The organism is Streptomyces sp. NBC_00083, from assembly GCF_026343295.1.
GTDB lineage: Bacteria > Actinomycetota > Actinomycetes > Streptomycetales > Streptomycetaceae > Streptomyces.
Window position 1 is genome coordinate 1614502 of record NZ_JAPELY010000001.1, and the last position, 24618, is coordinate 1639119.

At 72.6% G+C, this 24618-nt stretch carries 26 protein-coding genes; 14 read left to right on the forward strand and 12 right to left on the reverse strand.

Annotation, left to right across the window (positions count from 1 at the left end):
• Positions 1–40: 40 nt before the first annotated feature.
• The 8 genes from OOJ98_RS07015 (at position 41) to OOJ98_RS07050 (ending at position 7303) form a co-directional block, all read left to right on the forward strand.
• Complete coding sequence (locus OOJ98_RS07015; protein ID WP_267053748.1) at positions 41–847, forward strand: SDR family oxidoreductase; 807 nt, start codon at positions 41–43, stop codon at positions 845–847.
• Between the two features lie 81 nt (positions 848–928).
• Positions 929–1516 carry a TetR/AcrR family transcriptional regulator gene (locus tag OOJ98_RS07020; protein ID WP_267055546.1) on the forward strand — a complete coding sequence of 196 codons (588 nt, stop codon included), beginning with the start codon at positions 929–931 and terminating at the stop codon, positions 1514–1516.
• Between the two features lie 26 nt (positions 1517–1542).
• Positions 1543–2700, forward strand: coding sequence for an acetyl-CoA C-acetyltransferase (locus OOJ98_RS07025; protein ID WP_267053749.1), 1158 nt, complete (start codon positions 1543–1545; stop codon positions 2698–2700).
• Between the two features lie 258 nt (positions 2701–2958).
• Positions 2959–3162, forward strand: coding sequence for a cold-shock protein (locus tag OOJ98_RS07030; protein ID WP_053727847.1), 204 nt, complete (start codon positions 2959–2961; stop codon positions 3160–3162).
• A gap of 120 nt (positions 3163–3282) precedes the next feature.
• Complete coding sequence (locus OOJ98_RS07035; RefSeq protein WP_267053750.1) at positions 3283–5049, forward strand: DEAD/DEAH box helicase; 1767 nt, start codon at positions 3283–3285, stop codon at positions 5047–5049.
• Positions 5050–5152: 103 nt separating this feature from the next.
• A complete protein-coding gene (locus OOJ98_RS07040) occupies positions 5153–5692 on the forward strand; it encodes a hypothetical protein (protein WP_267053751.1) in 540 nt (179 codons plus the stop codon).
• Positions 5692–6831 carry a hypothetical protein gene (locus OOJ98_RS07045; RefSeq protein WP_267053752.1) on the forward strand — a complete coding sequence of 380 codons (1140 nt, stop codon included), beginning with the start codon at positions 5692–5694 and terminating at the stop codon, positions 6829–6831. The genes OOJ98_RS07040 and OOJ98_RS07045 overlap by 1 nt, the downstream gene beginning before the upstream one ends.
• A gap of 52 nt (positions 6832–6883) precedes the next feature.
• Positions 6884–7303, forward strand: coding sequence for a hypothetical protein (locus OOJ98_RS07050; protein ID WP_267053753.1), 420 nt, complete (start codon positions 6884–6886; stop codon positions 7301–7303).
• A gap of 245 nt (positions 7304–7548) precedes the next feature.
• Here the strand turns inward: OOJ98_RS07050 and OOJ98_RS07055 are convergent, their stop codons facing one another.
• The 5 genes from OOJ98_RS07055 to OOJ98_RS07075 form a co-directional block, all read right to left on the reverse strand.
• On the reverse strand, positions 7549–8469 hold the full coding sequence (locus OOJ98_RS07055; RefSeq protein WP_267053754.1) for a tyrosine-protein phosphatase: 921 nt from the start codon (positions 8467–8469) through the stop codon (positions 7549–7551).
• Between the two features lie 72 nt (positions 8470–8541).
• Positions 8542–9591 carry a nitronate monooxygenase family protein gene (locus OOJ98_RS07060; protein WP_267055547.1) on the reverse strand — a complete coding sequence of 350 codons (1050 nt, stop codon included), beginning with the start codon at positions 9589–9591 and terminating at the stop codon, positions 8542–8544.
• Between the two features lie 14 nt (positions 9592–9605).
• The gene (locus tag OOJ98_RS07065; protein ID WP_267053755.1) at positions 9606–10352 is read right to left on the reverse strand and encodes a CoA-transferase subunit beta; all 747 of its coding nucleotides are present in this window, start codon (positions 10350–10352) and stop codon (positions 9606–9608) included.
• Positions 10349–11194 (reverse strand): CoA transferase subunit A, encoded by an 846-nt coding sequence (locus tag OOJ98_RS07070; RefSeq protein WP_267053756.1) that lies wholly within the window; start codon positions 11192–11194, stop codon positions 10349–10351. Before OOJ98_RS07070 ends, OOJ98_RS07065 begins: the two co-directional genes overlap by 4 nt.
• Positions 11191–11982, reverse strand: a complete 792-nt coding sequence (locus OOJ98_RS07075) for an enoyl-CoA hydratase family protein (RefSeq protein WP_267053757.1) — start codon at positions 11980–11982, stop codon at positions 11191–11193. The genes OOJ98_RS07070 and OOJ98_RS07075 overlap by 4 nt, the downstream gene beginning before the upstream one ends.
• 55 nt (positions 11983–12037) lie before the next feature.
• Here OOJ98_RS07075 and OOJ98_RS07080 point away from each other — a divergent pair, with 55 nt between their 5' ends.
• From OOJ98_RS07080 to OOJ98_RS07090, 3 genes are all read left to right on the forward strand, one after another.
• The gene (locus OOJ98_RS07080; RefSeq protein WP_267053758.1) at positions 12038–12811 is read left to right on the forward strand and encodes an SDR family oxidoreductase; all 774 of its coding nucleotides are present in this window, start codon (positions 12038–12040) and stop codon (positions 12809–12811) included.
• 12 nt (positions 12812–12823) lie between these two features.
• Positions 12824–13738 (forward strand): SDR family oxidoreductase, encoded by a 915-nt coding sequence (locus tag OOJ98_RS07085; protein ID WP_267053759.1) that lies wholly within the window; start codon positions 12824–12826, stop codon positions 13736–13738.
• Positions 13739–13879: 141 nt separating this feature from the next.
• On the forward strand, positions 13880–14305 hold the full coding sequence (locus OOJ98_RS07090) for a ribonuclease (RefSeq protein ID WP_267053760.1): 426 nt from the start codon (positions 13880–13882) through the stop codon (positions 14303–14305).
• A 91-nt stretch (positions 14306–14396) separates the two neighbouring features.
• On the opposite strand, the gene OOJ98_RS07095 is transcribed toward OOJ98_RS07090, so the two are convergent.
• The 7 genes from OOJ98_RS07095 to OOJ98_RS07125 all read right to left on the reverse strand — a co-directional run bounded on the left by OOJ98_RS07095 (position 14397) and on the right by OOJ98_RS07125 (position 21340).
• Complete coding sequence (locus OOJ98_RS07095) at positions 14397–15149, reverse strand: GntR family transcriptional regulator (RefSeq protein WP_267053761.1); 753 nt, start codon at positions 15147–15149, stop codon at positions 14397–14399.
• Positions 15150–15159: 10 nt separating this feature from the next.
• Complete coding sequence (locus OOJ98_RS07100; protein WP_267053762.1) at positions 15160–15807, reverse strand: HAD family phosphatase; 648 nt, start codon at positions 15805–15807, stop codon at positions 15160–15162.
• Positions 15804–16853 carry an ABC transporter ATP-binding protein gene (locus OOJ98_RS07105; RefSeq protein ID WP_267053763.1) on the reverse strand — a complete coding sequence of 350 codons (1050 nt, stop codon included), beginning with the start codon at positions 16851–16853 and terminating at the stop codon, positions 15804–15806. Before OOJ98_RS07105 ends, OOJ98_RS07100 begins: the two co-directional genes overlap by 4 nt.
• Positions 16853–17695: an ABC transporter permease gene (locus tag OOJ98_RS07110; RefSeq protein WP_267053764.1), complete on the reverse strand. Its 843-nt coding sequence runs from the start codon at positions 17693–17695 to the stop codon at positions 16853–16855. Before OOJ98_RS07110 ends, OOJ98_RS07105 begins: the two co-directional genes overlap by 1 nt.
• Positions 17683–18576, reverse strand: coding sequence for an ABC transporter permease subunit (locus OOJ98_RS07115; protein ID WP_267053765.1), 894 nt, complete (start codon positions 18574–18576; stop codon positions 17683–17685). The genes OOJ98_RS07110 and OOJ98_RS07115 overlap by 13 nt, the downstream gene beginning before the upstream one ends.
• Before the next feature lie 10 nt (positions 18577–18586).
• Entirely contained in the window at positions 18587–19753 is a 1167-nt protein-coding gene (locus OOJ98_RS07120) for an ABC transporter substrate-binding protein (RefSeq protein WP_267053766.1), read from the reverse strand.
• Between the two features lie 711 nt (positions 19754–20464).
• Entirely contained in the window at positions 20465–21340 is an 876-nt protein-coding gene (locus OOJ98_RS07125) for a hypothetical protein (protein ID WP_267053767.1), read from the reverse strand.
• 206 nt (positions 21341–21546) lie between these two features.
• Here OOJ98_RS07125 and OOJ98_RS07130 point away from each other — a divergent pair, with 206 nt between their 5' ends.
• The 3 genes from OOJ98_RS07130 to OOJ98_RS07140 all read left to right on the forward strand — a co-directional run bounded on the left by OOJ98_RS07130 (position 21547) and on the right by OOJ98_RS07140 (position 24258).
• Positions 21547–22347: a trypsin-like serine protease gene (locus tag OOJ98_RS07130; RefSeq protein WP_267053768.1), complete on the forward strand. Its 801-nt coding sequence runs from the start codon at positions 21547–21549 to the stop codon at positions 22345–22347.
• Positions 22348–22454: 107 nt separating this feature from the next.
• A complete protein-coding gene (locus tag OOJ98_RS07135; protein WP_267053769.1) occupies positions 22455–23108 on the forward strand; it encodes a response regulator transcription factor in 654 nt (217 codons plus the stop codon).
• A gap of 7 nt (positions 23109–23115) precedes the next feature.
• Positions 23116–24258 (forward strand): sensor histidine kinase, encoded by a 1143-nt coding sequence (locus OOJ98_RS07140; protein ID WP_267053770.1) that lies wholly within the window; start codon positions 23116–23118, stop codon positions 24256–24258.
• Positions 24259–24618 lie beyond the last annotated feature (360 nt).

The following is a 24618-nucleotide window of genomic DNA, read 5'->3' on the forward strand; positions in this document are numbered from 1 at the left end:
ATCCTTCCCTAACAAGTGTTTGGTAGGTTAACGTGGCGCCGTGACGGACAACAAGGCTCAGTACGTGCCGGGCCACGGCCTCCTCGACGGCCGCACCGCCGTCGTCACCGCGGCGGCCGGCGCCGGGATCGGCGGGGCCACCGCCCGCAGGCTCCTCGAAGAGGGCGCCCGTGTCGTCATCGGCGACACCCACACCCGCCGCCTCCAGGAGTCCGAGCGGGCGCTCGCCGCGGAGTTCGGCGCGCACCGCGTCGCCTCCCTGCCCTGCGACGTGACCGACGAGGACCAGGTCGCCGCCCTCTTCGCGCTCGCCGCCCGCGAACACGGCGGCCTCGACATCGTCGTCAACAACGCGGGCCTCGGCGGCACGTGCTCCCTCGTCGACATGAGCGACGAGGCATGGACCAAGGTCCTCGACGTCACGCTGGGCGGCACCTTCCGCTGCACCCGCGCCGCCCTGCGCGCCTTCAAGGAGAGCGCCGGGTCCGGGGAGACCGGCCGCGGCGCAGTGATCGTCAACAACGCCTCCGTCGTCGGCTGGCGCGCCCAGGCGGGCCAGGCCCACTACGCCGCCGCCAAGGCCGGCGTCATGGCGCTCACCCGGTGCGCGGCCATCGAGGCCGCCGAGTACGGCGTCCGCGTCAACGCCGTCGCGCCCAGCCTCGCCATGCACCCGCACCTCGTGAAGGTGACCTCCGCCGAACTCCTCGAAGAACTCACCGCGCGCGAGGCGTTCGGCCGCCACGCCGAACCCTGGGAGGTCGCCAACGTCATCGTCTTCCTGGCCAGCGGCTACTCCTCGTACCTGACCGGCGAGGTCGTCTCCGTCAGCAGCCAGCACGCCTAGCCGGGGCAGCACAATGGACGGGTGCCGACGAACGAACCGACGAACAAGCCGAACAGGCCCGCGCCCCGGAAGGCGGCGCAGGTGAGCGCCGCGCCCGAGCGGCGGAGCGAACTCCTCGCCACCGCCGCCGAGGTGTTCGCCTCCCAGGGGTACAACGCCACCACCGTCCGCCGGATCGCCGACGAGGCGGGGCTGCTCGCGGGCAGCCTCTACTACCACTTCGACTCCAAGGAGTCGATGCTCGACGAGATCCTCTCGACCTTCCTGAACGAGCTCTGGGAGGGGTACGACGCCGTGCTCGCCGCCGGCCTCGGGCCCCGGGAGACCATCGAAGCCCTCGTCACCGAGTCGTTCCGGGAGATCGACCGGCACCGCGCCGCCGTCGCGATCTACCAGAAGGAGTCCCGCCACCTGGCCGCGCAGCCCCGCTTCCACTACCTCGCCGACTCGCAGCAGAAGTTCGAGAAGGCATGGCTGGGCACGCTGGAGCGCGGGGTCGAGGCGCGGGTCTTCCGCGCCGACCTGGACATCCGCCTCACCTACCGCTTCGTGCGCGACACGGTGTGGGTCGCCGCGTCCTGGTACCGCCCCGGCGGCCTGCACAGCCCGGAGGAGATCGCCCGCCAGTACCTCTCGATGGTCCTGGACGGAATCGCCGTACGCACATAACGCGCATCCACACATGGGGAGTCGACATGGCCGAGGCCTACATCGTCGAAGCGGTACGCACTCCGGTGGGCCGCCGCGGGGGAGGGCTCGCCGGGGTCCACCCCGCCGACCTCGGCGCCCACGTACTGAAGGCGCTCGTCGAGCGCAGCGGCATCGACCCGGCCGCCGTCGAGGACGTCGTCTTCGGCTGCCTCGACACGGTCGGCCCGCAGGCCGGCGACATCGCCCGCACCTCGTGGCTGGCGGCCGGGCTGCCCGAAGAGGTCCCCGGCGTCACCGTCGACCGCCAGTGCGGCTCCTCCCAGCAGGCCCTCCACTTCGCCGCCCAGGGGGTGCTCTCCGGCACCCAGGACCTGGTCGTGGCGGGCGGCACCCAGAACATGTCGATGATCCCCATCGCGTTCGCCTCCCGCCAGGCCGCCGAGCCGCTCGGCCTGACCGACGGACCCTTCCTCGGCAGCGAGGGCTGGCGGGCCCGCTACGGCGACGCGCCCGTCAACCAGTTCCACGGAGCCCAGCTCATCGCCGAGAAGTGGGCCATCACGCGCCGCGACATGGAGGAATTCGCCCTGTGCTCGCACCGGCGGGCCCTGCGCGCCATCGACGAGGGCCGCTTCGCGCGCGAGACCGTCGCCTTCGGGGACGTCACCACCGACGAGGGCCCGCGCCGGGACACCACCCTCGACAAGATGGCCGCCCTCAAGCCCGTCATGGACGGCGGCACCATCACCGCGGCCTGCTCCTCGCAGGTCTCCGACGGCGCGGCCGCCCTCCTCATCGCCTCCGAGCGCGCCGTCGCCGACCACGGCCTGACCCCGCGCGCCCGCATCCACCACCTGTCGGTACGCGGCGAGGACCCGATCCGCATGCTGTCCGCGCCGATCCCCGCGACCGCGTACGCCCTGAAGAAGACGGGCCTGACCATCGACGCCATCGACCTCGTCGAGATCAACGAGGCCTTCGCGCCGGTCGCCCTCGCCTGGCTGAAGGAGACCGGCGCCGACCCGGCCCGCGTCAACGTCAACGGCGGCGCGATCGCGCTCGGCCACCCGCTCGGCGCGACCGGCGCGAAGCTGATGACCACGCTCCTGCACGAGCTGGAGCGCACCGGGGGGCGCTACGGCCTGCAGACGATGTGCGAGGGCGGCGGCCAGGCCAACGTGACCATCGTCGAACGGCTCTGACGCGCCTCCGCGCACGGCACCGGGCCCGGCCCTGCGGCCTCCCCGTCCGTGACGTGCGCCACGGACGGGCCGCACAGGAGCGTGCTATCGTGGTGGCTGTTGCAGTTTTGGTACCCATATACTTTATGTGCGCCTGACGGGAATGTTCCTCAGGCGCATTATTTGTTTCCGGGGTTTCTCCGGATGGGCTCAATGCGGCGACGAGGAATCCGTAAATCCGCGGATTTCCGGAACTGCCCCTGTCTTAGGAGAAATGACATGGCTACTGGCACCGTGAAGTGGTTCAACTCGGAAAAGGGCTTCGGCTTCATCGAGCAGGACGGCGGCGGCCCCGACGTCTTCGCCCACTACTCCAACATCGCCTCCTCCGGCTTCCGTGAGCTCCTCGAGGGCCAGAAGGTCTCCTTCGAGGTCACCCAGGGCCAGAAGGGCCTGCAGGCGGAGAACATTCTCCCCGCCTAATCGCCGACGAGGCGTATTTTGCAGCCGCGGAATTAGCGGCTCGCGAATTTCGCAGCCGGGGCCCGCACCCTCAGGTGCGGGTCCCGGCTTGTGCTGTCTTGTCCCAGGAGGCAAAACCGTATGACGCGCACGACCAGCAAGCGCTTCGGCGCAGGTTCCGGTGCCGCCGCCGGCTCACGTACCGGTTCCGGTGGCCGCCAGGGGTCCGGACGGCCCGCCGCGAAGTCCGCCAAGTCCGCGAAGCCCGCCAAGGGCCGGAGCACGGGGGCGCCGCAGGGCGAATTCAAGCTGCCGGAGACCCTCACCCCCGCGCTGCCCGCCGTCGAGGCCTTCGCCGACCTGGACATGCCCGCCGCGCTCCTCAAGACGCTCGACGCGCAGGGCGTGACCGAGCCGTTCCCGATCCAGGGCGCCACCCTTCCGAACTCGCTGGCCGGCCGCGACATCCTCGGGCGCGGCCGTACCGGTTCCGGCAAGACCCTCGCCTTCGGCCTCGCCCTGCTCGCCCGCACCGCGGGCCGGCGCGCCGAGCCCACCGCGCCCCTCGCGCTCGTCCTGGTCCCCACCCGGGAACTGGCCCAGCAGGTCACCGACGCGCTCACGCCGTACGCGACCGCGGTCAACCTCCGCCTCACCACCGTCGTCGGCGGGCTCTCCCTCACCAAGCAGGCCAACGCGCTGCGCCGCGGTGCCGAGGTCGTCGTCGCCACGCCGGGCCGGCTCAAGGACCTCATAGAGCGAGGTGACTGCTCGCTGGAGAACGTGGGCATCACCGTCCTCGACGAGGCCGACCAGATGGCCGACATGGGCTTCATGCCGCAGGTCACCGCGCTGCTCAAGCAGGTCGAACCGGACGGCCAGCGCATGCTGTTCTCGGCGACCCTCGACGCCAACATCGACCGCCTGGTCCGGATGTTCCTCACCGACCCGGTGGTGCACTCCGTCGACCCGTCGGCCGGCGCGGTCACCACGATGGAACACCACGTCCTGTACGTGATGGACGAGACCGACAAGAAGGCCGTCACCACGCGCATCGCGGCGCGCGACGGCCGCGTGATCATGTTCCTCGACACCAAGCGGTCCGTGGACCGGCTGGTCAAGCGACTGCTCGCGAGCGGTGTGCGGGCGGCCGGGCTGCACGGCGGACGTTCCCAGCCGCAGCGCAACCGCACGCTCGACCAGTTCAAGAACGGCCAGGTCACCGCGCTGGTCGCGACGAACGTGGCGGCGCGCGGCATCCACGTCGACGACCTCGACCTCGTCGTCAACGTCGACCCGCCGACCGACCACAAGGACTACCTCCACCGCGGTGGGCGCACCGCGCGCGCGGGCGAGTCGGGCAGCGTCGTCACGCTGGTCCTGCCGGACGAGAAGCGCGAGATGACCAAGCTCATGTCGTTCGCGGGGATCCGGCCCAGCACGGCCGAGATCAAGTCGAGCTCGGAGGAGCTGACGCGCCTCACGGGTGCGCGCGAGCCGTCCGGCGTGCCGGTCGTCATCGAGATCCCGGCCCAGCCGGAGCCGAAGCGGGCCGCGTCCGGCGGGCGCAGCCGGGGCCGCCGCGGCGGCCAGGGCACCCGCGGCACGACCCAGCCGTCGACCCCGCGCACCCAGTCCGGCGCCTCCCGCACGGAGTCCGGCACGCCCCGCTCACAGGGCGCGTCCCGTACGCAGGGCGGTGCTGCTCGCACGCAGGGCGGTGCTGCTCGCACGCAGGCGGGCGCATCCCGTACGCAGGGTGGTGCTGCCCGTTCGCAGGGCGGCGCGGGCCGTACCCAGGGCGCGCGGACCCAGGGCTCCGGCCAGGGCGGCCGGGGCGCATCGCCCCGCTCCTCCCAGCCCGGCCGAGGCCGCGGCCAGTCCGGCACGGGCCGGTCGGGGGCCTGAGCCTTTTCGCGCAGCCCTCCGAGTCGTCGCTCAACGGGTTTGGGCGGTCTCGTACTGCGGGTTAGGGTGCCCAGCGCACGCTGATCATCAGGGGGGACCGCACATGAGCGACGACAAGCTGCCCGAACCGTCTCAACTGCCGCTCACGCCCGAGGAGTTGGAGAAACACCACGCTCCCTGGGCGGCCGGCACGATGGTAGCGCCTCCCGCCGGCAGTTACGCCGATCCGTTGGCCGTCCGGCCGCTACAGCCGAACCCGGTTCAGCAACCGTCTCCGTTCCTCAAGCCGGCTCCTCAGGCCGGACGGCACCAGGAAGGCGAACGGCTGAAGATCGAGCCGTCCATCCTGACGGGGGCCGCGGGCAGGGCGGACGAGATCCATACGGCATTCACCAAACCCGCCGCAGCGCTGGAAGCCCCGGCGCTGGCCGCAGCCTCGGCCATGGAGGGCTGGGAGACGGCGCTGGCACTGAAGACCGCTCACACGCACTGGGAGAGCCAGGCCGGCACGGTGGCCGGCTGGCTTGCGCAGATCGCGGCGAGTCTGCGCGCGGGAGCGAAGGACTACACCAAGACCGATGCGGCCATTGATGAGGCCTTCAGGGGTGTCAAAAGTCCTCGATCGCCGTTCGAGAGGTACTGATGTCTTCGTTCTACCGGGAGATACTGGACACCGATCTCGGGCCGCTCCACAAGCTCGCCACTCAGTGGCGTACCTCGCACCGCGAGATCGGGAAACTCGGCAAGCGAGTCCATGACGAGATACTCCAGCCGTTGCGGAACAAGGGGTATTGGGAGGGTGCCGCAGCACCCTACGCGTGGCGCATGATCGACGACATCGAGCGCCAACTCGAAAACGCCACCAAGGTCGCGGCGGCCGTGGTGGGCGTATTGGACGACGCTCTGGGCGAGTTGGAGTCCGTGCGAGCGGATCTGCACGCCGCGATCGGCCGGGCGAGCGCCTCGGGGCTTCACGTCGCTGCCGACGGGACCGTATCCACGACGGTGGTCCGTGGGCAGTGCATACCCATCGACAAGGACTCCGATGAGGACAAGGCGATCCAGACCGCTCAGCGCGAGTTCGTGGACATCGTGAAACGAGGGATTGCCGCCGACCAGAACTTGGCGTTCAGCCTCATGTCGGACATAGGAGTCGACCCGTGGTTCAACGGCAATCCCCAGCACAGCAACATCGACACCACCAACACCATCGGCTATGAGGAGTACAACGCCCTCAACCGAGCGATGCAGGGCAAGTCGCCCTATCCCGTGGCCTCCAAGGACGATCCGTACGACCTGGGTCTCGGGTGGCTTCTGGGCGAGGGGCCGCGGGAGCGGGACTACGACGCAGGGGACACCATGACGGAACTGATCCGTGCGAGCGAGAGCATGGAGCAGCTCCGGGCCGACACGGCCGATCAGTGGCGCAAGGAGGGGAACGCCCAGGGGACCGTGCAGTACTCCATCTCCGCCGGTGGGAAGGTAGGCGCCCTCGAGAAGCTGATCACGACGGACCTTCCGGCGATTGTGACCGATGACCCGAAGCATCTCGGCGAGGCGTTCGTCGGATCCTATTCGCTGGACTACCAGATTCGCGGGCAGGACCCCGACGGTTCTCTCGTCGTGCAGTACAAGTTGAAGAACGCGACCAGCAATGAATCCTTCCTGCACTACATCGGCTACTACGACTGGCTCAAGAAAACCAATCGCGATGAGGGTGTTCTCTCTACCGTGCGCCAGGAAATCACTTGGACCGAGCGCATCCCTGCCGGGGGAAAGTAAAGGTATGAGCCGCTTTCTGCGCATGGCCGCGATAGTTGCGACCCTCCCATTGTTGGCTCTCGGGCTCACGGGCTGCGGGGCGGCCGAGCGCTGTGTCCCGGCGGGGAGTTCGGTCGTGGGCACCGGGGATCTGGCCGGGACGTACCGGGGGGTGCACGAGGCGCAGGGAGCCGTTCTCACGCTGGCGTCCGTCCCGGGGTGGAGTGGGGGCACCCTCACGGTCGAGGGCTGGCCCACGGGCCCGTCCTACCGTGCGGAGCTGGGCAGGACGTTCAAGGGCTCTGGCACGTGGGAGCTCGATGCCGGTTCCACGGGCGGTCCACTGGTCCGCCTCTCCTTCACCCAGCCGCACGACTGGATATCGGGCGACACGGTGGATCGGCTCGCAGTCGCGGCGGATTCGTCGAGGACGGTGCTGTACGAGAACTCCGACCCGGACACGTGCCCCGACTTCCGTCTGGACCGCCCCTGACGCTCCGGCTCCGCCGCGGTGATCCGCTCGGTCCCGGGTGCCCTACGTAGGGGCGCGGGGAACTGCGCGGGTGCCCCAGCACGGTCCGCACTCGAAGTCCGGGGGGTTCCTGGGGCTCCGCCCCAGACCCCGGGAGTCACCCCACCCCGCCCCTTCCCGAAACCCTCCGGGGGCGGGAGAGGGGGCTGGGGTTCAGGATGCTGGGGCTCCGCCCCAGACCCCGTTCGCGCCTTAAGGGAAGCATGTCAGGGGACCAGGTGAGTGCGGAGGGCCGTCAGGTCTCCCAGGGTCAGGCCCAGGCCTCGCGTCAGGTAGCCGTACAAGTCGCCGTACTGGGACGACAGTTGGGTGAGCGCCGCGTTCAAGTAGTCGCTCCGCACCTCCTGGAGCGGGATCAGCAGGTCCGGGTTCTGCATGATCCCCGCCTGCTTCAGCCCCGCCCGCAGCCCCGCGTCCGCCGCCGCGCGGAACCCGTTGGACGCCAGATAGTCCTGCTCCGCCGTCGCCGCCGGGACACCCACCGCGCGCAGGAGCACGTAACTCTCCCACCCCGTACGGTCCTTGCCCGACGTGCAGTGGAAGAGCACCGGCCCGCGGGACGACGCCACGTCCTTCAGCGTCGCCCCGAACTGGGCGCGCGCCGCCGGGTCGGAGACGAACGCCCGGTACTCGGCGCGCATCAGCGCCTCCGCCCTGCCGTGGCCGAGCATCGCGTCCTGTGTCGCCGGGTCCCTGGACCCGATCGCGGACAGCGTCTGCGCGTACAGGCCGCTGTCGGTGACCGGGCGGGACGTCGGGGCCACCCCGGCCGGCAGCCGGTCGGGGCCGTCGTACTGGAGCTCCAGCGGCACCCGGAAGTCGACCACCTCGCGCAGGCCGAGCCGCGCCAGCGTCGAGAGGTCCGGGTCCGTCGCCTTGTTCAGCGCGTCGGCGCGGTAGGCGACGCCGTACCGGACCTGTCCGCCGTCGTAGGTCCGGTAACCGCCCAGGTCACGCACGTTGACCGCGCCCTGGAGCACGACCTGGTGGATCGGCGCGGCGTACGCGTGGTGCGGGGCCGCGGCCGGTCGGGCCGGCGCGGCGGACGCCGAGGCCGCGGCGGGCAGCAGGCCCACGGTCAGGGCGGCCGCCACCGCCGCGATCGCCACGGACCTGGCACGTGTCACTGGACGGGCGTGCGGGTGGGGGTGGGAGTACCGCTTCATCGGATCATCAACTCCACTGCTGGGGAGGGGGGTTCACTTCGTCGTCGGCAGCGCGGTGAGAACCCGCGCCGCCTCGCGCATCACCCGGGTGATGAGTTCCTCGCAGCTCGGGAGGTCCTCGATCACCCCGGCGACCTGGCCCGAGGCCATCACGCCGAGATCGGTGCGGCCCTCGACCATGGACGCCCTCAGCAGCATCGGGGTGTTCGCCGCCAACAGGGTCTGACTCCAGGTCAGGTTCTTGCCGTGCCGCGTCGCCAGGCCGTCCCTGACGAGCTGGGCCCAGGTCAGACCGGAGATCCTCCGGAAGCCCGAGGCCCGCCGTAGCGCGTGGGTCAGTGCCCGGACCCGGCCCGCCGCCTCCAGCGACGCGACGAGGTCGGTACGGAGCATGCGGTGCGGCAAGCCGTCCACGGCCGTGGTCACGGTGACGTCCTTGACCGAGGCCTGTAGGTACTTCGCCTTCACCGCGTCCGGGACCGTCGAATCGGAGGTCAGCAGGAAGCGGGTGCCCATGGCCACGCCCGCCGCGCCGTAGGCGAGCGCCGCCACCAGACCCCGCCCGTCGTGGAAGCCGCCCGCCGCGATCACCGGGATGTCCACGGCGTCCACGACCTGCGGGAGCAGCACGGTGGTCGCCACCTCGCCCGTGTGACCGCCGCCCTCGCCGCCCTGCACGATCACCGCGTCCGCGCCCCACGCCGCGACCTTCTCGGCGTGCCGCCGCGCGCCGATGGACGGGACCACGACGACGCCCGCGTCCTTCAGCTCGGCGATGAGATCGCGGGAGGGGGCGAGCGCGAAGGACGCCACACGCACCCCCTCGTCGACGATGATCCGTACCCGCTCGCGGGCATCGGTGGCGTCGGCCCGCAGGTTGACCCCGAACGGGGCCCGGGTGCGGGAGCTGACCTCCCGCACCGCCCGCCTCAGTTCGGGCACCGTCATCGTCGCGGACGCCAGGATGCCGAGGGCGCCGGCGTTCGCGGTGGCCGAGACCAGCCGGGGGCCGGCCACCCACCCCATGCCGGTCTGCACGATCGGATGCCGCACGCCCACCAGCTTCGTCAGCGCCGTCTCGATCCGCGGCTCCGCCGTCATGACCTCACCTCGCGCTCGCGCAGCCCGTCCGGGTCGAGGACCTCGCGGATCAGGCGCAGTTCGTCGGCGCTCGGCTCGCGGGTGTACGCAGCCTCGTCGAGCCCGGCCGGCTCGAACGCCGTCGCCTCGCGCACCTCCCCGACCGTGGCCCCGGGGTGCAGCGACACCAGCCGCATCGAGTGGTCCGGCGTCGCGAAGTCGAAGACGCCGAGGTCGCTCACCACGCGCGGGATGCGGTGGAAGCGCGTCGCGGAGGGGCCCGCGGCCGCCGCGCTGTCGTAGCCGACGCCGCAGATCATGTCGACCTTCGGCACGAAGACCCGGGTCGAGTGTTTCGGCACCCAGTAACTCACCGGATTGTTCAGGGTGTTGACGGGTGCGCCGCGCACCCCGAGGAGCTGGCGGTCCGGCCGGGACCAGTCGCCGATGCAGGAGATGTTCTGGTTGCCGAACCGGTCGATCTGGCTCGCGCCCATCATGACGTGCCGTCGGCCGCCGGTGACCATCGTCAGATGGCGGCGGTAGGGCAGCCACCCCTCGGGTCGGCCGTCGGGCCCCACGAGCATCGCCTCGCCGTCGGTGAGCAGCAGGTCGGGCGCGAAGGTGCGCCGGGCGAGGCGGGCGCCGATCGACGGGATCAGCCCCATCGGGCTCGCGAGGACCTCGCCGTTGTCGCGCCAGGCCTCGGCGCAGGCGATCACGCAGTACTCGGCGCGCGTCACGCGCACGGCGTTCGTGGTCACGCGCGCTCCTCGTCGTGCAGGCTCTGGACCGCCGACTGGTAGGACTTCTCGTCGGGCCCGGCCAGGAAGCGCCCGGCGAACTCGGCCCAGGGCGTGGTCGCGTACAGCTTCTGGAACGGCTCGTCCCGGGCGTAGTCGGGGGCGCAGGAGGTGAAGTGGGCGCCGCCGGGGCACTCCACGACGCCGGTGACCACGTGCCGGCCGACCAGCAGGGACTGCGGCACGGCGTCCGTGAAGCCGTCCACGATCCGCTCGCACGAGAGGTACGCGCTGTCGGCGGCCTCGCAGAACAGGTCGTCGAAGTACGGGTCGGGGCCGAGGTACTGGCCGTTGCCGAGCCGGTCGGCGCGGTTGAGGTGGACGAGCGCCGCGTCCATCCGCAGGGCCGGCATCGCGACGAGCGTCTCGCCGTCCCCGTACGGTGATGTGACCGTGCGCAGCGCCGGGTTGACGCGCATCACGTCCGAGCCGAGGCCGGCGCGGACCGGCAGGAACGGCAGCCGGTTGGCGGCGGCGTGCAGGCCCCACATGAACATTGCCTCGTCGACCTCCATCAGCTCGAACGCGGCCGCCTGGCGGGCCGCGCGGAAGTGCGGCTCCAGGGGGATCGAGTCGAGCGTGACGAAGGGCGCGACCAGCTTGCGGATCCGGCCGGCGGCGGCGAGCAGGCCGACGTCGGGGCCGCCGTACGAGATCACCGTGAGGTCGGTGACGGGGGAGCGCAGCAGGGCGCGCACCAGGGCCATGGGCTTGCGGCGCGAGCCCCAGCCGCCGATGCCGAGGGTCATGCCGCTGCTCAGGCGGGCGACGACGTCCTCGGGCGTCATGGTCTTGTCGGTCACCGCTGTCCCTCCTCGATGGGTGTCCCGCCGGTCGTCGCCGGGTCGGTCCCCGGCGCCCCGAACGTGTCGCGCACGCGGTCCGCGACGCCGCTGAGGCCCGCCTCGAAGGTGAAGCCCTGCTCGAAGCGGTAGCTGCGGCGGACGTCGACGGGGTCGATGCCGTTGATGGCGGCCTTGGCGAGCCGGATGAGCGTGCCGTCCTTGCGGGCGATCTCGCGCGCCAACTCCATGGCCTCGCCCATCAGGTGGGTGCGCGGGACGACCTTCCACACCGAGCCGTGGGCGTGCAGCTCGGCGGCGGTCGCGGTGCGCGAGGTGTAGTAGAGGGCGCGCATCAGGTGCTGGGGCACGAGGCGGGCGAGGTGGGTGGCGGCGCCCAGCGCGCCGCGGTCGAGTTCGGGCAGGCCGAAGACGGCGTCCTCGCTCGCCACGATCGCGTCCGCGTTGCCGGCCAGGCCGATGCCGCCGCCCAGGCAGAACCCGCCGACCGCCGCGACGACCGGCACCTCGCACTCGTACACCGCGGCGAACGCCTCGTAGCAGCCCCGGTTCGCACCGATGAGGGCCGCGTGGCCCGGGTCGCGCTGCATTTCCTTGATGTCGACGCCCGCGTTGAAACCGCGGCCCTCGGCGGCGAGGACCACGCAGCGGTTCTCGGGGTCGCGGCCGGCGGCGCGGACCGCGTCGGCGAGCTCGTACCAGCCCCGTACGGGAAGGGCGTTGACGGGCGGGAAGTCGACCGTGACGAGGCGGATGCCCTTGTCGGGGCTTGAGGTGGAGACACCCATGGGCGGATCAGCTACCTTTCCACCAAACATTTGTTAGGTGAGGAAGGTAGCGCGGATGGAGCTGACCGGGAAGGCAGTCGTCGTCACCGGTGGCACCCGGGGCGTGGGCGCGGGAATAGCGAAGGCGTTCCTCGGGGCGGGCGCCCATGTCGTCGTGTGCGCCCGCAGACCCCCCGACCGGCCGGTCCGGCGCGCGGGCCGCACCGCCGAGTTCCGCCCGCTCGACCTGCGGGAGCCCGACGCCGTACGGGCGTTCTTCGCGGAGGTCGCCGCCGACCACGGGCGCCTGGACACGCTGGTCAACAACGCCGGCGGCACCCCCTACCGGCTGCTCGACGAGGGCGACGCGGAGCGTCACGCGCGGGTCGTCGAGCTGAATCTGCTCGCACCGATGACGGCTTCCCTGGCGGCCCGGCCGTATCTGCGGGCCGCCCGCGGATCGGTCGTGATGATCGGCAGTGTGAGCGGGACGCGGCCCTCGCCGGGGACGGCCGCGTACGGCGCGGCCAAGGCGGGCCTCGAGGGCCTCGCCCGCTCGATGGCGGTCGAGTGGGCGCCCGAGGTACGCGTCAACACCCTGGTCCTCGGCATGGTCCGCACCGAACGGAGCGACCTGCACTACGGCGACGCGGAAGGCGTCGCGCGGGTGGGCGCGACCGTGCCGCTCGGCCGGCTCGCCGAACCCGGGGAGATCGGGGAGGCCGCCGTCTTCCTCGCCTCCGCCGCCGCGTCCTACATCAGCGGCGCGTCCCTCCTCGTCCACGGCGGCGGGGAACACCCGGCGTTCCTGGACGCGGCAACAGTCGATCGACGTGCTCAACAACCCTGAAGGAGACGGAAGATGAGCGGATTGTGCGACGGGCGGGTCGTGATCGTGACCGGCGCGGGGCGGGGGCTCGGCCGCGCCCACGCGCTGGCCTTCGCCGAACAGGGTGCCCGCGTCGTCGTCAACGACCTGGGCGTGGGGCCGGACGGCGCGGGCGCCTCGGGCGGGCCCGCGCAGCAGGTGGTGGAGGAGATCCGCGCGGCCGGCGGCGAGGCCGTGGCGCACGGCGGCGACATCGCCACGACACAGGGCGCCGCCTCCCTCGTGGCCACCGCCCTCGACGCCTTCGGCGCGCTGCACACCCTGGTCAACAACGCGGGGTTCCTGCGCGACCGGACGCTGGTCAACCTGGACGAGGACGACTGGGACGCCGTGATGCGGGTCCACCTCAAGGGCCACTTCCTGCCCCTGCGGCACGCCGCCGGGCACTGGCGCGCCGAGGCGAAGGCGGGCCGCGAGATCGCCGCGCGGGTCGTCAACACCAGCTCTGGCGCGGGCCTGTTGGGCTCGGTGGGGCAGGGCAACTACAGCGCCGCGAAGGCCGGGATCGTGGGGCTCACCCTGGTGGCGGCGGCCGAGCTGGGCCGCTACGGCGTCCAGGTCAACGCGATCGCGCCGGCCGCCCGCACCCGGATGACCGAGGGGACCTTCGCGGAGGCGATGGCCGCGCCCAAGGAGGCGGGCGCCTTCGACGCGATGGCGCCGGAGAACGTCTCGCCGCTGGTGGTGTGGCTGGGGTCGGCCGCGAGCGAGGGCGTCACCGGTCGGGTCTTCGAGGCGGAGGCGGGCCGCATCACCGTCATGGAGGGCTGGCGGCCCGGCCCGACCCGCGACAAGGGCGCCCGCTGGACCCCGCGCGAGGCGGGCGAGGCGACCCTGAAGCTCCTCGCGGAGGCCGAGGCCCCGGGGGTGGTGTACGGGTCGCGGTAGCCGCCTGGCGGCCCCGGGTTGACGGACGCTCAACCCCCGGTGGCGGCTTCGTTACGAGCCCGGCGGGTTCGGTGAACAGGCGGAAAAGATAGCGGAGTTGCCGTTGACCGGCCCCGCTCTACGCGCGTCATCATGGCCGACATGACCATCCCCCCACGCTTGACCGTCCTCGCCGGCGCGTTCGCCGTCACCGCCGCCCTCTTCGCCGGCCCCGCCGCCGTGAGCGCCTCGGCCGCCCCCACGACCGCGTCCGTCGCCACGGCCCCGGCCTCTCCCGCCTCGGTGGGCAGCGTCTGCTACTCGGCCCTGCCCTCCCAGGCCCACGACACCCTCGACCTCATCGCCAAGGGCGGCCCGTTCCCGTACTCCCAGGACGGCGTCGTCTTCCAGAACCGCGAAGGTGTGCTGCCGCAGCAGAGCAGCTCCTACTACCACGAGTACACGGTGATCACCCCGGGTGCGCCGACGCGCGGCACCCGCCGGATCATCACGGGTGAGAAGTCCCAGGAGGACTACTACACCGCCGACCACTACGCGACGTTCAAACTGGTCGACTTCGGCTGCTAGAGGCCCAGTTGGCCAAGACGCTCCGACGCCGGGCCCGCCTCACCCTCCGGGGTGGTGCGGGCCCGCTCGCGTGGCCCGTACGGCGCGGGGCTCACTCCTGCCCGAACTGCCGTCCCAGCGCCCCGCCCGCCGTCGAGTTGTGCACCGTGAACGCCACCGTGCCCGGCAGATAGCGGTCCTCGGACCACTCCACCGGGGTGCCCGCCGGGTCGGTGGAGCGGCGGCGTTCGCGCAGCAGCGCGTCGCCCCGCCGGCAGCCGAGCAGCTCCGCGTCGTCCGCGTCCGCGTGGCCCACGTCGATGGTGTGCTGGGCGTCGGTGAACAGCACGCCGTGCAGCTCCAGTTGGCGCGAGTGCGACACCTCGTCGACCGCCATGGCGGCCACCAGCCGCCCGACCCGCACCGGGTAGGTCGAGCGCTCCACCATCACCGGCGCGCCCGACAGGGTCCGCACCCGACGGACCCGGAACACCGGTGTGCCCTCGGCGAGTTGGAGATGATGGGCCTCCTCCGGTGTCGCCTCGGCCGGCTCCACCGCCACCGTGCGGCCACCCGGCTCCTCGCCGAGCGAGCGGGCCCAGCGGGCGAAGGAGCGCAGCTCCGAGAAGCTCTGCAGCCGGGCCGCGCCGCCGAGCACCACCCGCCGCGCGCCGCGCCGCGACGTCACCAGGCCGTCCGCGCGCAGCGAGGCGAGGGCCTGGCGGACCGTGCCCCGGGACACGCCGTAGCGGCGGGCGAGTTCCTCCTCGGCGGGCAGCCGTGCGCCCGAACCGTACTCGCCCGCCGCTATGGCGGTCCGCAGATCCCCGGCCACTTTCCGGTAGAGCGGCGACTTGCTGGACACCCCGGCCCCCTCACCTGCCGATCAGCGAGCGGAGCAAGGAGACGTCCGCCTCCTCCAGACTAGCCACCACCGTGCGGCCCTCGGCCGGCGCGATGGGCTCCACCGACGGCACCGCCAGCACCACACAGCCCGCCGCCTCCGCCGACGCCACGCCCGTCGCGGTGTCCTCGACCGCCACGCAGCGCGCCGGGTCCGCGCCGAGCGCCGCGGCCGCCGCCAGATACGGGTCCGGGGCCGGCTTGGTGCGGGCGGTGTCCTCGGCCCCGTACACCGCGTCGAACCGGTGGCCGTCGAGCGAGGTCGCCACCCGGCGCACGATCGCGCGCGGCGACGCCGACACCAGCGCGGTCAGCACCCCCGACTCCCGCAGCGCGCGCAGCAGTCGCAGCGCGCCCGGCCGCGGCTCGGCGCCCTGCGCGACCCGGGCCGTGAAGCCGGCGCCCAGCTCCGCCGCCAGCTCCTCACGGCCAACGCCGAGCGGGCCGTACAGCAGCCCGGCGGTGTCCTCCACCGAGCGCCCGTACACCGAGCGGCGCTCCTCGCCCGCCAGCGTGTGCCCGCGGCGGGCCGCGACCTGCTCCACCACCTCCACCCAGGCCTCCTCGGTGTCGACGAGGGTGCCGTCCATGTCGAACAGGACCGCGCGCAGCCCGCTCATGCCGCCTCACCGGCCGCGAGCACGGGACGCCGCTGCGGGCGTACGGTGACGCCCGCGCCCGCGCCGAACGAGCCGGCGGCGTGCGAGGGCAGGTCGGCCTTGACCTCCGTGCCGTCCGCGAGCCGCACGCTCAGGCGGGTGCTCGCGCCGTGGAAGGACGAGGCCGTCACCGTGTCGGGGCCGCCCTGCGTGACCTCAAGGGCCTCCGGGCGCAGCAGGAACACCGAGCCCCGCGCGGGCCCGTCCACCGGCAGGCGCACACCGAGCACCTCGGCGAGCCCGTCGGAGGTGACCGTGCCGGGCACCCGGTTCATCGTCCCCACGAACGACGCCACGAACGCGGTCGCCGGACGGTCGTACAACTCGGCCGGGGCAGCGCACTGTTCGAGCCGCCCGCCGCGCATCACCGCGACCTTGTCGGCCATGGACAGGGCCTCCTCCTGGTCGTGGGTGACGAACACGGTGGTGATGCCCAGCTCCAGCTGGAGCCGGCGGATCTCCTCGCGCAGCTGCACCCGGACCTTCGCGTCGAGGGCGGACAGCGGCTCGTCCAGGAGGAGCAGCCTCGGCTCCAGGGCGAGCGCGCGGGCCAGCGCCACCCGCTGCTGCTGCCCGCCGGAGAGCTGGTGCGGGAACCGGTCGCCGTGCTCGGGCAGCCCGACCAGGTCCAGCAACTCCGCCGCGCGCGCCCGGCGTCGGGCGGCGGGCACCTTGCGCATCCGCATGCCGAACGCCACGTTGTCCGCCGCGTTCAGATGCGGGAAGAGGCTGTACGACTGGAACACCATCCCGGTGTCGCGCCGGTTGGCCGGCACCGGCACGATGTCCTCGCCGTCGAGCAGCACCTCACCCGCGTCGGGCCGCTCGAAGCCCGCGAGGACCCGCAGGGCGGTGGTCTTGCCGCAGCCCGACGGGCCGAGCAGCGCCAGGAGTTCGCCCGGCGCGGCATCGAGGTCGAGCCCGTCGAGGGCCACGGCGGACCCGAAGGTGCGGCGCAGGCCCCGGATGGTGAGGGCGGTGCCGGTGCGCGGCGGTGCGATGGTCATCAGGAGGCTTCCTTCGTACGGGACGTGACGGTACCGCGGGTGCGGGCGAGGCCGGTCACGACGAGCAGCAGGCCCCACGTGAGCAGCAGGCTGAGCAGGGACACCGCCACCGACAGCTGGGCGTCGGCGCCGGAGGCCTGCACGATCCACACCGCGAACGGCTGGAACCCGAGCAGGGAGGCCACCGTGAACTCGCCGAGCACCAGGGCGAGCGCCAGGAACGAGGCGTTGAGCAGCGCGGTCCGCAGATTGGGCAGCACGACCGCGAACAGCGCCCGCGGCCAGGACGCGCCCAGATCGCGGGCCGCCTCCACGAGGGTGCGGACATCGACGGCCCGCAGGCCCGCGTCGAGGGAGCGGTACACGAACGGCAGCGCCATCACGACGTACGCGAAGACCAGGACCAGCGGGAACGACGGGTTCTGGAGCGCGACGAACGTCTGGTACAGCGGCGTCGTCGCCAGATGGTCCGGGCCCCACTTGAGGACCGTGCCGAGGCCCGCGACCAGCGCCACCGGCGGCACCACGAGCGGCAGGGTGCACACCACTTCGAGCACCGCGCGCAGCCGCCCCGAGCCGGACAGCCGCACCGCGAGCGCGGCCGGCACCGTCAGGAGCAGCGCGAGCGCCACCGTGGCCAGGGCCAGGCCCATCGACCGGAGCAGGGCCGCGGTGAACCCGTCGGCGCCGAAGATCCGCGTGTACGAGTCCAGGGTGAAGCCCTGCCCCGGCACGTCCACCGTGAACACGAGGGAGGCGAGCAGCGGCACCGCGAAGTAGGTCCCGGCGACGAGCAGGACCGCGCCGCGCCAGGGGCGCGGCGGATGTGTCAGGCGAGCCATCGGGCGCTCCTTCGCTGCAGCGGCAGATGGACGGCCATGACCAGGAGGGCGACGATCACCATGTCGAGGCTGAGCGCCAGCGCCACGTTCTCCTGGCCGACCAGGACGTTGCCGGAGAGCGCGTCCGCGATCTGCATGGTGACCAGCGGCACCGAACTTCCCACCATCGAGGCGGCCGTGGCGTACGCGGCGAACGCGCTGCCGAACAGCAGCACGAAGCCGCCGAGCAGGGTGGGCAGCAGCACCGGGATGCCGACGTGGCGCCAGTACTGCCAGGCGCTCGCCCCGCTGTTCCGGGCCGCCTCGCGCCACTGGGGGCGCAGCCCGTCCAGGGCCGGCGCCACGGTGAGCACCATCAGCGGGACGAGGAAGTACAGATAGGTCAGGGCCAGGCCCCAGAAGCTGTAGAGGCTCCAGCCGTGGTCGGCGAGGCCCAGCTTGGTGGTGAGGACACCCGCGTTGCCCAGGGTGGCGACGAAGGCGAACGCGAGCGGCACGCCGCCGAAGTTGGCGAGCACGCCCGACGCGGTGAGCACGGCCTCGCGCAGCGCCGTGCCGCGCGAGGTGACGACGGCCTGCGCGAGCAGCAGCCCCAGCAGGGCCGCGATGGCGGCGGTGGTGGCGGACAGCTTGACGCTGCCGAGCAGCGCGGTCCAGTACGCGCCGTGCACGGACTGGCTCATGTTGCCGAACCCGTACGAGCCGTTCACGGACAGCGCGCCGTTCAGCATGGCGAGGGCCGGCAGGCCGAAGGCGAGCGCGACGAAGACGAGCAGCGGGACGGCGGCGAGCCAGGCGCCGGGGCGCTTGCGGCCCCGGCGTCCGTTCGGCCGCTCGACTGCCGCTGCGGCGGCGGTGGTCGAGGTGGTGGCGACAGTCATGACGGTGTGATCAGCCCGAGATCGCCTTGGCCCAGCCGTTGGCCAGGACGGTCTTGGCCTTGGTGTTCTGCGCCTCGGTGGGGAAGGTGGGGGTGCCGGAGACCTGCGGGAGCTTGCCGGCCGCGGTCTTGTCGAGCGTGCCGTCCTTGTCCATGGCGGGCATGAGCGCCGGGCGGGCGTACCCCTTCAGCCACAGGTTCTGGCCCTCGGCGGAGTACAGGTACTCCTGCCACAGGCGGGCCGCCGCCGGGTGCGGGGCGTCCTTGTTGACGGCCTGGGAGTAGTACTGGGCGTAGACGCCGTCGGTGGGGACCGCGGTCTTCCAGTCGAGGCCCTTGCCCTTGAACTGGTCGGCGTAGCCCGCGTTCAGATAGTCCCAGTCGATGGAGATCGGGGTCTCGCCCTTCTCGACCGTGGCCGGGGTCGACTCCACCGGGTTGTAGTTCCCGGCCTTCTTCAGCTTGGCGAAGAAGTCGAGGCCGGGCTGGATGTCGTCCAGCGAACCGCCGTTGGCCAGCGACGCCGCGTACACCCCGGCGAAGGCCGAACCGGACTTGGTGGGGTTGCCGTTGAGCGCGACCTGGCCCTTGTACTCGGGCTTGAGGAGATCGGCGAAGGTCGTCGGGCACACCTTGACGCGCTTGGCGTCGCAGCCGATGGAGACGTAGCCGCCGTAGTCGTTGAACCAGCGCCCCTGTGCGTCCTTCTGGGCCGCGGGGATCTTGTCGAAGCCCTCGACCTTGTACGGGGCGGTCAGGCCCTGGTCGCCCGCGGACTGGGCGAACGACGAGCCCAGGTCGAGGACGTCGGGGGCGCGGCCCTGGCCCTTGCGGGTCTTGACGGCGTTGATCTCGTCGGCGCTGGAGCCGTCGGGGTTCTCGACGGCGACCTTGATGCCGTACTTCTTCGTGAAGCCGTCGATGAGCGCGCCGTAGTTGGCCCAATCGCGGGGGATGGCTATCGCGTTGAGCGTGCCCTCCTTCTTGGCGGCGGCGATCAGCGCGTCCATGCCGCCGGCGTCCTTCGCGGAGGTGGCGGTCGCGGGGCTCTTGCCGCCCTTGCCGCCGTCGGCCGCGCTGGTCGAGGCGTCGGACTTGGCGCCGCAGGCGGCGAGGGCGAACGCGGAGGCGGCCAGGGTGACGGCGAGGGTGGCGGTGCGGATGCGTGGGGCGATCACGGGGGCTCCAAGTTGTACGGACAACTGTTGTACAGACAACTCCATTACGGAGGGGGTGGGTGGCGGGCCGGTGAACGCGGGGCGACGTACGCGATGCACTTACCCATCGCTTTCCAGCCACCCTCCTGGACGGCGGCGTCGCCGGGCTCCAGCTCCCCGGGGCTCCGCCCCGGACCCCGCTCGCGCCTGAAGGCCGCTCGTCCTCAACCGCCGGACGGGCTGAGGATGCCGATGCCGGGCACACCGCCCAGGCCCGACCCCGCCAGGGGCGCGGGGAACTGCGCGAGACGCGGACACGGTCCGCAGACGAAAGCGGGGGTGTCCTGGGGCTCCGCCCCAGACCCCGTTCGCGCCTGAAGGGCGCTCGTCCTCAAACGCCGGACGGGCTGGGGATGCCGATGCTGGGCACACCGCCCAGGCCCGACCCCACCTGGGGGCGCGGGGGACTGCGCGACCAGCCACGCACGGTCCGCACCCGAAGGCGGGGTTGCCGGGGCTCTGCCCCGGACCCCCGTTCGCGCCCGAAAGGCCGCTCGTCCTCAATCGCCGGACGGGCTGAGGATGCTGGGGCTGGGCATGCCGCCAAGGCCGACCCACCTAGGGGCGCGGGGAACTGCGCGAGAAGCGGGCACGGTCCGCAGGCGAAGGCGGGGTTGGGGGGCGCAGGGGCCGCAGGTGAAGGTCAGGGGCGCGGGCGACTGCGCGGCGGGGCTACGTGTCGCAGGGGAGGAGCGTGCCGCACACCCCGCACCGCACCCGCACAACCCCCCGCACCCCCACCCGGATCCGCTGGCAGCACGTCGGGCAGGGGAAGGAGACCCGCAGGCCGGAGGGGCCGGGCTCGAAGGCGTACGGGGCGCCGGGCGCGGCCCGGGTGTGCCGGCGGTCCTTCTCGTAGCGGCGCCGCCCCGCCCACCCCGCCGCCGCCAGCGGAGGCTGCCGCGCGTCCCGCCGCGCGAGGGCCGCGCCCGCCGTGTACGCGGGGTACGCCTGCGGGCTGGTGAACCAGGGCGACGGGTCCTCGCCGAACAGCTCGGCCCGCTTGGCCAGGACGTATCCGAACTCCTCCGGCGTCAGATAGCCCAGCTTCTGGCTGGACACCCCGTCCTCGCGGAACGCGTCGAGCAGCAGCCACCCCGCGCCCAGGTACGTCGTCACGGTGTCGGTGAGGATCTCGTTGTCCCGCGTACCGGGGAACGTCAGGTCCAGGCGGTGCAGCAGCACATGCGTGATCTCGTGCGCGAGCGCCGCCCCGATGTCCCTGCGGTGCGTACGGAAACGGTCGTTCAGCTCGATGAAGTACTCCGGCCCCGCGGCCAGTTCGACGCTCGCCGCATGCTGCATCTCGCGGTAGCCCACGATCATCCGGGCCTCGGGAAGACGCAGGTGCCGCACCAGCGCCCCGGCCACCCGCTGCGCCCCCAGGTGCAGGTCGTCGTGGTCGGCGAAGGCCACGTCGACGGGGAGCACGCTGGTCGCGTACGCCCGGAGCCCCTCGTAGGACAGCCGCTTGTGCAGCGCAGTGATCGCCGCGCGCACCGTGGCGAGGTGCGGATAGCCGTGCACGACCGGGCTCGACGCGCCCACGCTGTCACCCCCGTTCCGAACCGCGGACCGGCTTCCACTGTAAGCGCGCCGCGCCCGAGCCGGACCGTCCGCGGCCTGGCCGGAAAGCGGTCCTTGTGGGGGTCGGGGACGCCTCCTCATAATCCCCGCAACGCATTGACGCGCCCATGACAGAAGGGCGTCCGTCCGTGCGGACCGACAGCCAACCCCCCACGAGAGGCAGTCAGTTGAAGAAGATCATGCGAGCGCTGCGCAGATGCCTGGCCGTCACGGCCGTCCTCGCCGCCGCGGTCACCCTCCCCGCCACCGACGCCTTCGCCTCACCCGCGCCGGCGGCCTCCGCCTCGCCCCAGCCGGTGGTCGGCGGCACCCGGGCCGCGCAGGGCGAGTTCCCCTTCATGGTCCGGCTCTCCATGGGCTGCGGCGGCGCGCTCTACACGCAGCAGATCGTCCTCACCGCCGCCCACTGCGTCGACGGCAGCGGCACCAACACCTCCATCACCGCCACCGGCGGCGTCGTCGACCTGCAGAGTCCGAGCGCGACCAAGGTCAAGTCCACCAAGGTGCTCCAGGCCCCCGGCTATAACGGCAAGGGCAAGGACTGGGCGCTGATCAAGCTCGCCAAGCCCATCAACCAGCCCACCCTCAAGATCGCCACCACGACCGCGTACAACAGCGGCACCTTCACCATCGCCGGCTGGGGCGCCCGCAGCGAGGGCGGCGGCCAGCAGCGCTACCTGTACAAGGCGACCGTCCCCTTCGTCTCCGACGCCCAGTGCCAGCAGGCGTACGGCGGTGACCTAGTCCCGAGCGACGAGATCTGCGCCGGCTACGTCGCCCAGGGCGGCGTCGACACCTGCCAGGGCGACTCCGGCGGCCCGATGTTCCGCAAGGACGACGCGGGCGCCTGGATCCAGGTCGGCATCGTCAGCTGGGGCAACGGATGCGCCGAGCCCGGCTACCCCGGCGTCTACTCCGAGGTCTCGACCTTCGCCTCCGCCATAGCCCAGGCCGCCGCGACGCTGTAGCGCCGCACGCCCCACCCGCCGGCCCGCCCCGCCCAGGGGCCCGCACCCCCGCCCGGCCGGGCGCCGCGCATTTGCGGACGCCCGGCCAAACCTGCTCATATAGGGGCATGTCGATCAGAGTGGTCATCGCGGACGACCAGGAAATGGTCAGGACCGGGTTCCGCATGATCCTGGAGAGCAGGGACGACATCGAGGTCGTCGCCGACGTCGTCGACGGGAACGCCGCCCTCGAAGCCGTCGCACGCCTCCAGCCCGACGTCCTGCTCCTCGACATCCGCATGCCGGGCCTGGACGGACTGGAGGTCACCCGCCGCCTGGCCGGCCGCGACCGGCCCCGCATCGTCATCTGCACCACCTTCGACCTCGACGAATACGTCCACTCCGCCCTGCACGGCGGCGCCTCCGGCTTCCTCCTCAAGGACGCAAGCCCCGAAATGCTCGTCGAGGCGGTACGCGCCGCGGCCGCCGGCGACTCCCTCGTCTCACCCGCGATCACCGTGCGCCTCCTGAAGGAGCTGGCGTCGGCCCGCCCCGCCGACGGCATGCGCACCCCGGTCGAGCCGCTCACCGACCGCGAACGCGACGTGGTGCGCTGTCTGGCCCGCGGCGCCACCAACGCCGAGATCGCCGGCGAACTCTACGTCTCGCTGTCCACCGTCAAGACCCACCTCGCCAACGTCCAGGGCAAACTCGGCGCCCGCAACCGCGTCGAGATCGCCGCCTGGGCCTGGGAGAGCGGACTCGCCACGAACGCCGCGTGAGCCGCCCATGAGCCCCGTACGCAGCTGGCTCCGGCGCCACCCGCGCGCCGCGGCCACCGCCCGCCCGCTGCTCGCCGCCGTCCTCGTCGCCCTCGTCACCTACGAGGGCGTGGCCCTGGCCCGCCAGCCCACCCGGCCGCACGCCATCGTGTGGTGCGCCGGCATCGCGGTCTGCCTGTGCGCGGTGCCCTGGCCGAGGATCCCGCTCGTGTCGCGGGCCTGGACCGCGGCGGCCCTCACCTGGACCGCGACCGCCCTGCTCCTCCTCGACCGGCCCGAGATCGTCTGGGGCATGGGCGAGGCGATCGCGCTCCTGGTGCTGCTCTCCTCCGTCCTCCTGTACGCCCCCGCCCGCACCGCGGCGCTCCTCGGCCCCGTCCTCGGCCTCGGCTGCGTGGCCGTACCCGTGCGCGACGCCGACCCCGGCCGGTTCACCCTGCTCTTCGCCGTCCTCGCGGTCGTCGTCAGCGCGTACTCGCTGCTCATGCGCGCCCAGTCCGGCCAGCGGATCCGCGACCTCCAGGCCGTCCGCACCGCGGAACGCCTCGAACTCGCCCACGAACTGCACGACTTGGTCGCCCACCACGTCACCGGCATCGTCGTGCAGGCGCAGGCGGCCCGCTTCACCGCCGCCTCGGGCGAACGCGCCGCCGAGTCCTTCGCCCGCATCGAGGAGGCGGGCGGCGAGGCGCTCGGCGCGATGCGGCGGCTGGTACGGGTGCTGCGCGAGGACGACCCGAAGACGGAGCCGGTGGCGGGCATCCCCCAGATCCGCGAGCTCACCGCCCGCTTCTCCCTCGCGGGACCCCCGGCCGTCCTCGACGTGGAGGACGGCCTTGAGGCACGCCTGCCGGGCGAGGCGGCGGCGCTCGCCCACCGGGTGGTGCGCGAAGCCCTCACCAACGTACGCAAACACGCGGCGGACGCGACGGTGGTGCGGGTCGCGCTGCGCGTCACGGAGCGGGGCCTCGACGTGCGCGTCGCCGACGACGGCTCGCACGCGGTCCCCCTCACGGAGCAGGCCCGGGGCGGCGGCTTCGGCCTCGTCGGCCTGACGGAGCGGGTGGCTGCGATGGGGGGCGAGCTTGCGGCGGGGCCGGGGGAGGACGGCTGGCAGGTGACGATGCGCCTCCCCTTGCACCCCCTGTAGCCCCAGCCCCTCCCGCGCAGTTCCCCGCGCCCCTGGATGGGGTCGCCCTTGGCAGGGTGCCTGGTCTCGGCATCTTCAGCCCGTCCGGCGTTTGAGGACGAGCGCCTTTCGGGCGCGAACGGGGGTCTGGGGCGGAGCCCCGGGTAACCCCGGCCTTCGGGTGCGGACCGTGCGTGGCTGGTCGCGCAGTTCCCCGCGCCCCTATCGGGGTCGGCCTGGGCGGTGTGCCCAGTCTCGGCATCTTCAGCCCGTCCGGCGTTTGAGGACGAGCGCCCTTCAGGCGCGAACGGGGTCCGGGGCGGAGTCCCGGGGAGCCGGGGCCGGGGGAGCGTTAGTCCAAGACGTACCCCCGCTTTGTCC

Excerpts from the sequence above, each read along its gene's own strand:
- OOJ98_RS07025 (WP_267053749.1), top strand. The coding sequence starts at position 1,543 with ATGGCCGAGGCCTACATCGTCGAAGCGGTACGCACTCCGGTGGGCCGC.
- OOJ98_RS07030 (WP_053727847.1), top strand. The coding sequence starts at position 2,959 with ATGGCTACTGGCACCGTGAAGTGGTTCAACTCGGAAAAGGGCTTCGGC.
- OOJ98_RS07035 (WP_267053750.1), top strand. The coding sequence starts at position 3,283 with ATGACGCGCACGACCAGCAAGCGCTTCGGCGCAGGTTCCGGTGCCGCC.
- OOJ98_RS07040 (WP_267053751.1), top strand. The coding sequence starts at position 5,153 with ATGAGCGACGACAAGCTGCCCGAACCGTCTCAACTGCCGCTCACGCCC.
- OOJ98_RS07045 (WP_267053752.1), top strand. The coding sequence starts at position 5,692 with ATGTCTTCGTTCTACCGGGAGATACTGGACACCGATCTCGGGCCGCTC.
- OOJ98_RS07075 (WP_267053757.1), bottom strand. The coding sequence starts at position 11,982 with ATGGGTGTCTCCACCTCAAGCCCCGACAAGGGCATCCGCCTCGTCACG.
- OOJ98_RS07080 (WP_267053758.1), top strand. The coding sequence starts at position 12,038 with ATGGAGCTGACCGGGAAGGCAGTCGTCGTCACCGGTGGCACCCGGGGC.
- OOJ98_RS07085 (WP_267053759.1), top strand. The coding sequence starts at position 12,824 with ATGAGCGGATTGTGCGACGGGCGGGTCGTGATCGTGACCGGCGCGGGG.
- OOJ98_RS07090 (WP_267053760.1), top strand. The coding sequence starts at position 13,880 with ATGACCATCCCCCCACGCTTGACCGTCCTCGCCGGCGCGTTCGCCGTC.
- OOJ98_RS07100 (WP_267053762.1), bottom strand. The coding sequence starts at position 15,807 with ATGAGCGGGCTGCGCGCGGTCCTGTTCGACATGGACGGCACCCTCGTC.
- OOJ98_RS07105 (WP_267053763.1), bottom strand. The coding sequence starts at position 16,853 with ATGACCATCGCACCGCCGCGCACCGGCACCGCCCTCACCATCCGGGGC.
- OOJ98_RS07110 (WP_267053764.1), bottom strand. The coding sequence starts at position 17,695 with ATGGCTCGCCTGACACATCCGCCGCGCCCCTGGCGCGGCGCGGTCCTG.
- OOJ98_RS07115 (WP_267053765.1), bottom strand. The coding sequence starts at position 18,576 with ATGACTGTCGCCACCACCTCGACCACCGCCGCCGCAGCGGCAGTCGAG.
- OOJ98_RS07135 (WP_267053769.1), top strand. The coding sequence starts at position 22,455 with ATGTCGATCAGAGTGGTCATCGCGGACGACCAGGAAATGGTCAGGACC.
- OOJ98_RS07140 (WP_267053770.1), top strand. The coding sequence starts at position 23,116 with ATGAGCCCCGTACGCAGCTGGCTCCGGCGCCACCCGCGCGCCGCGGCC.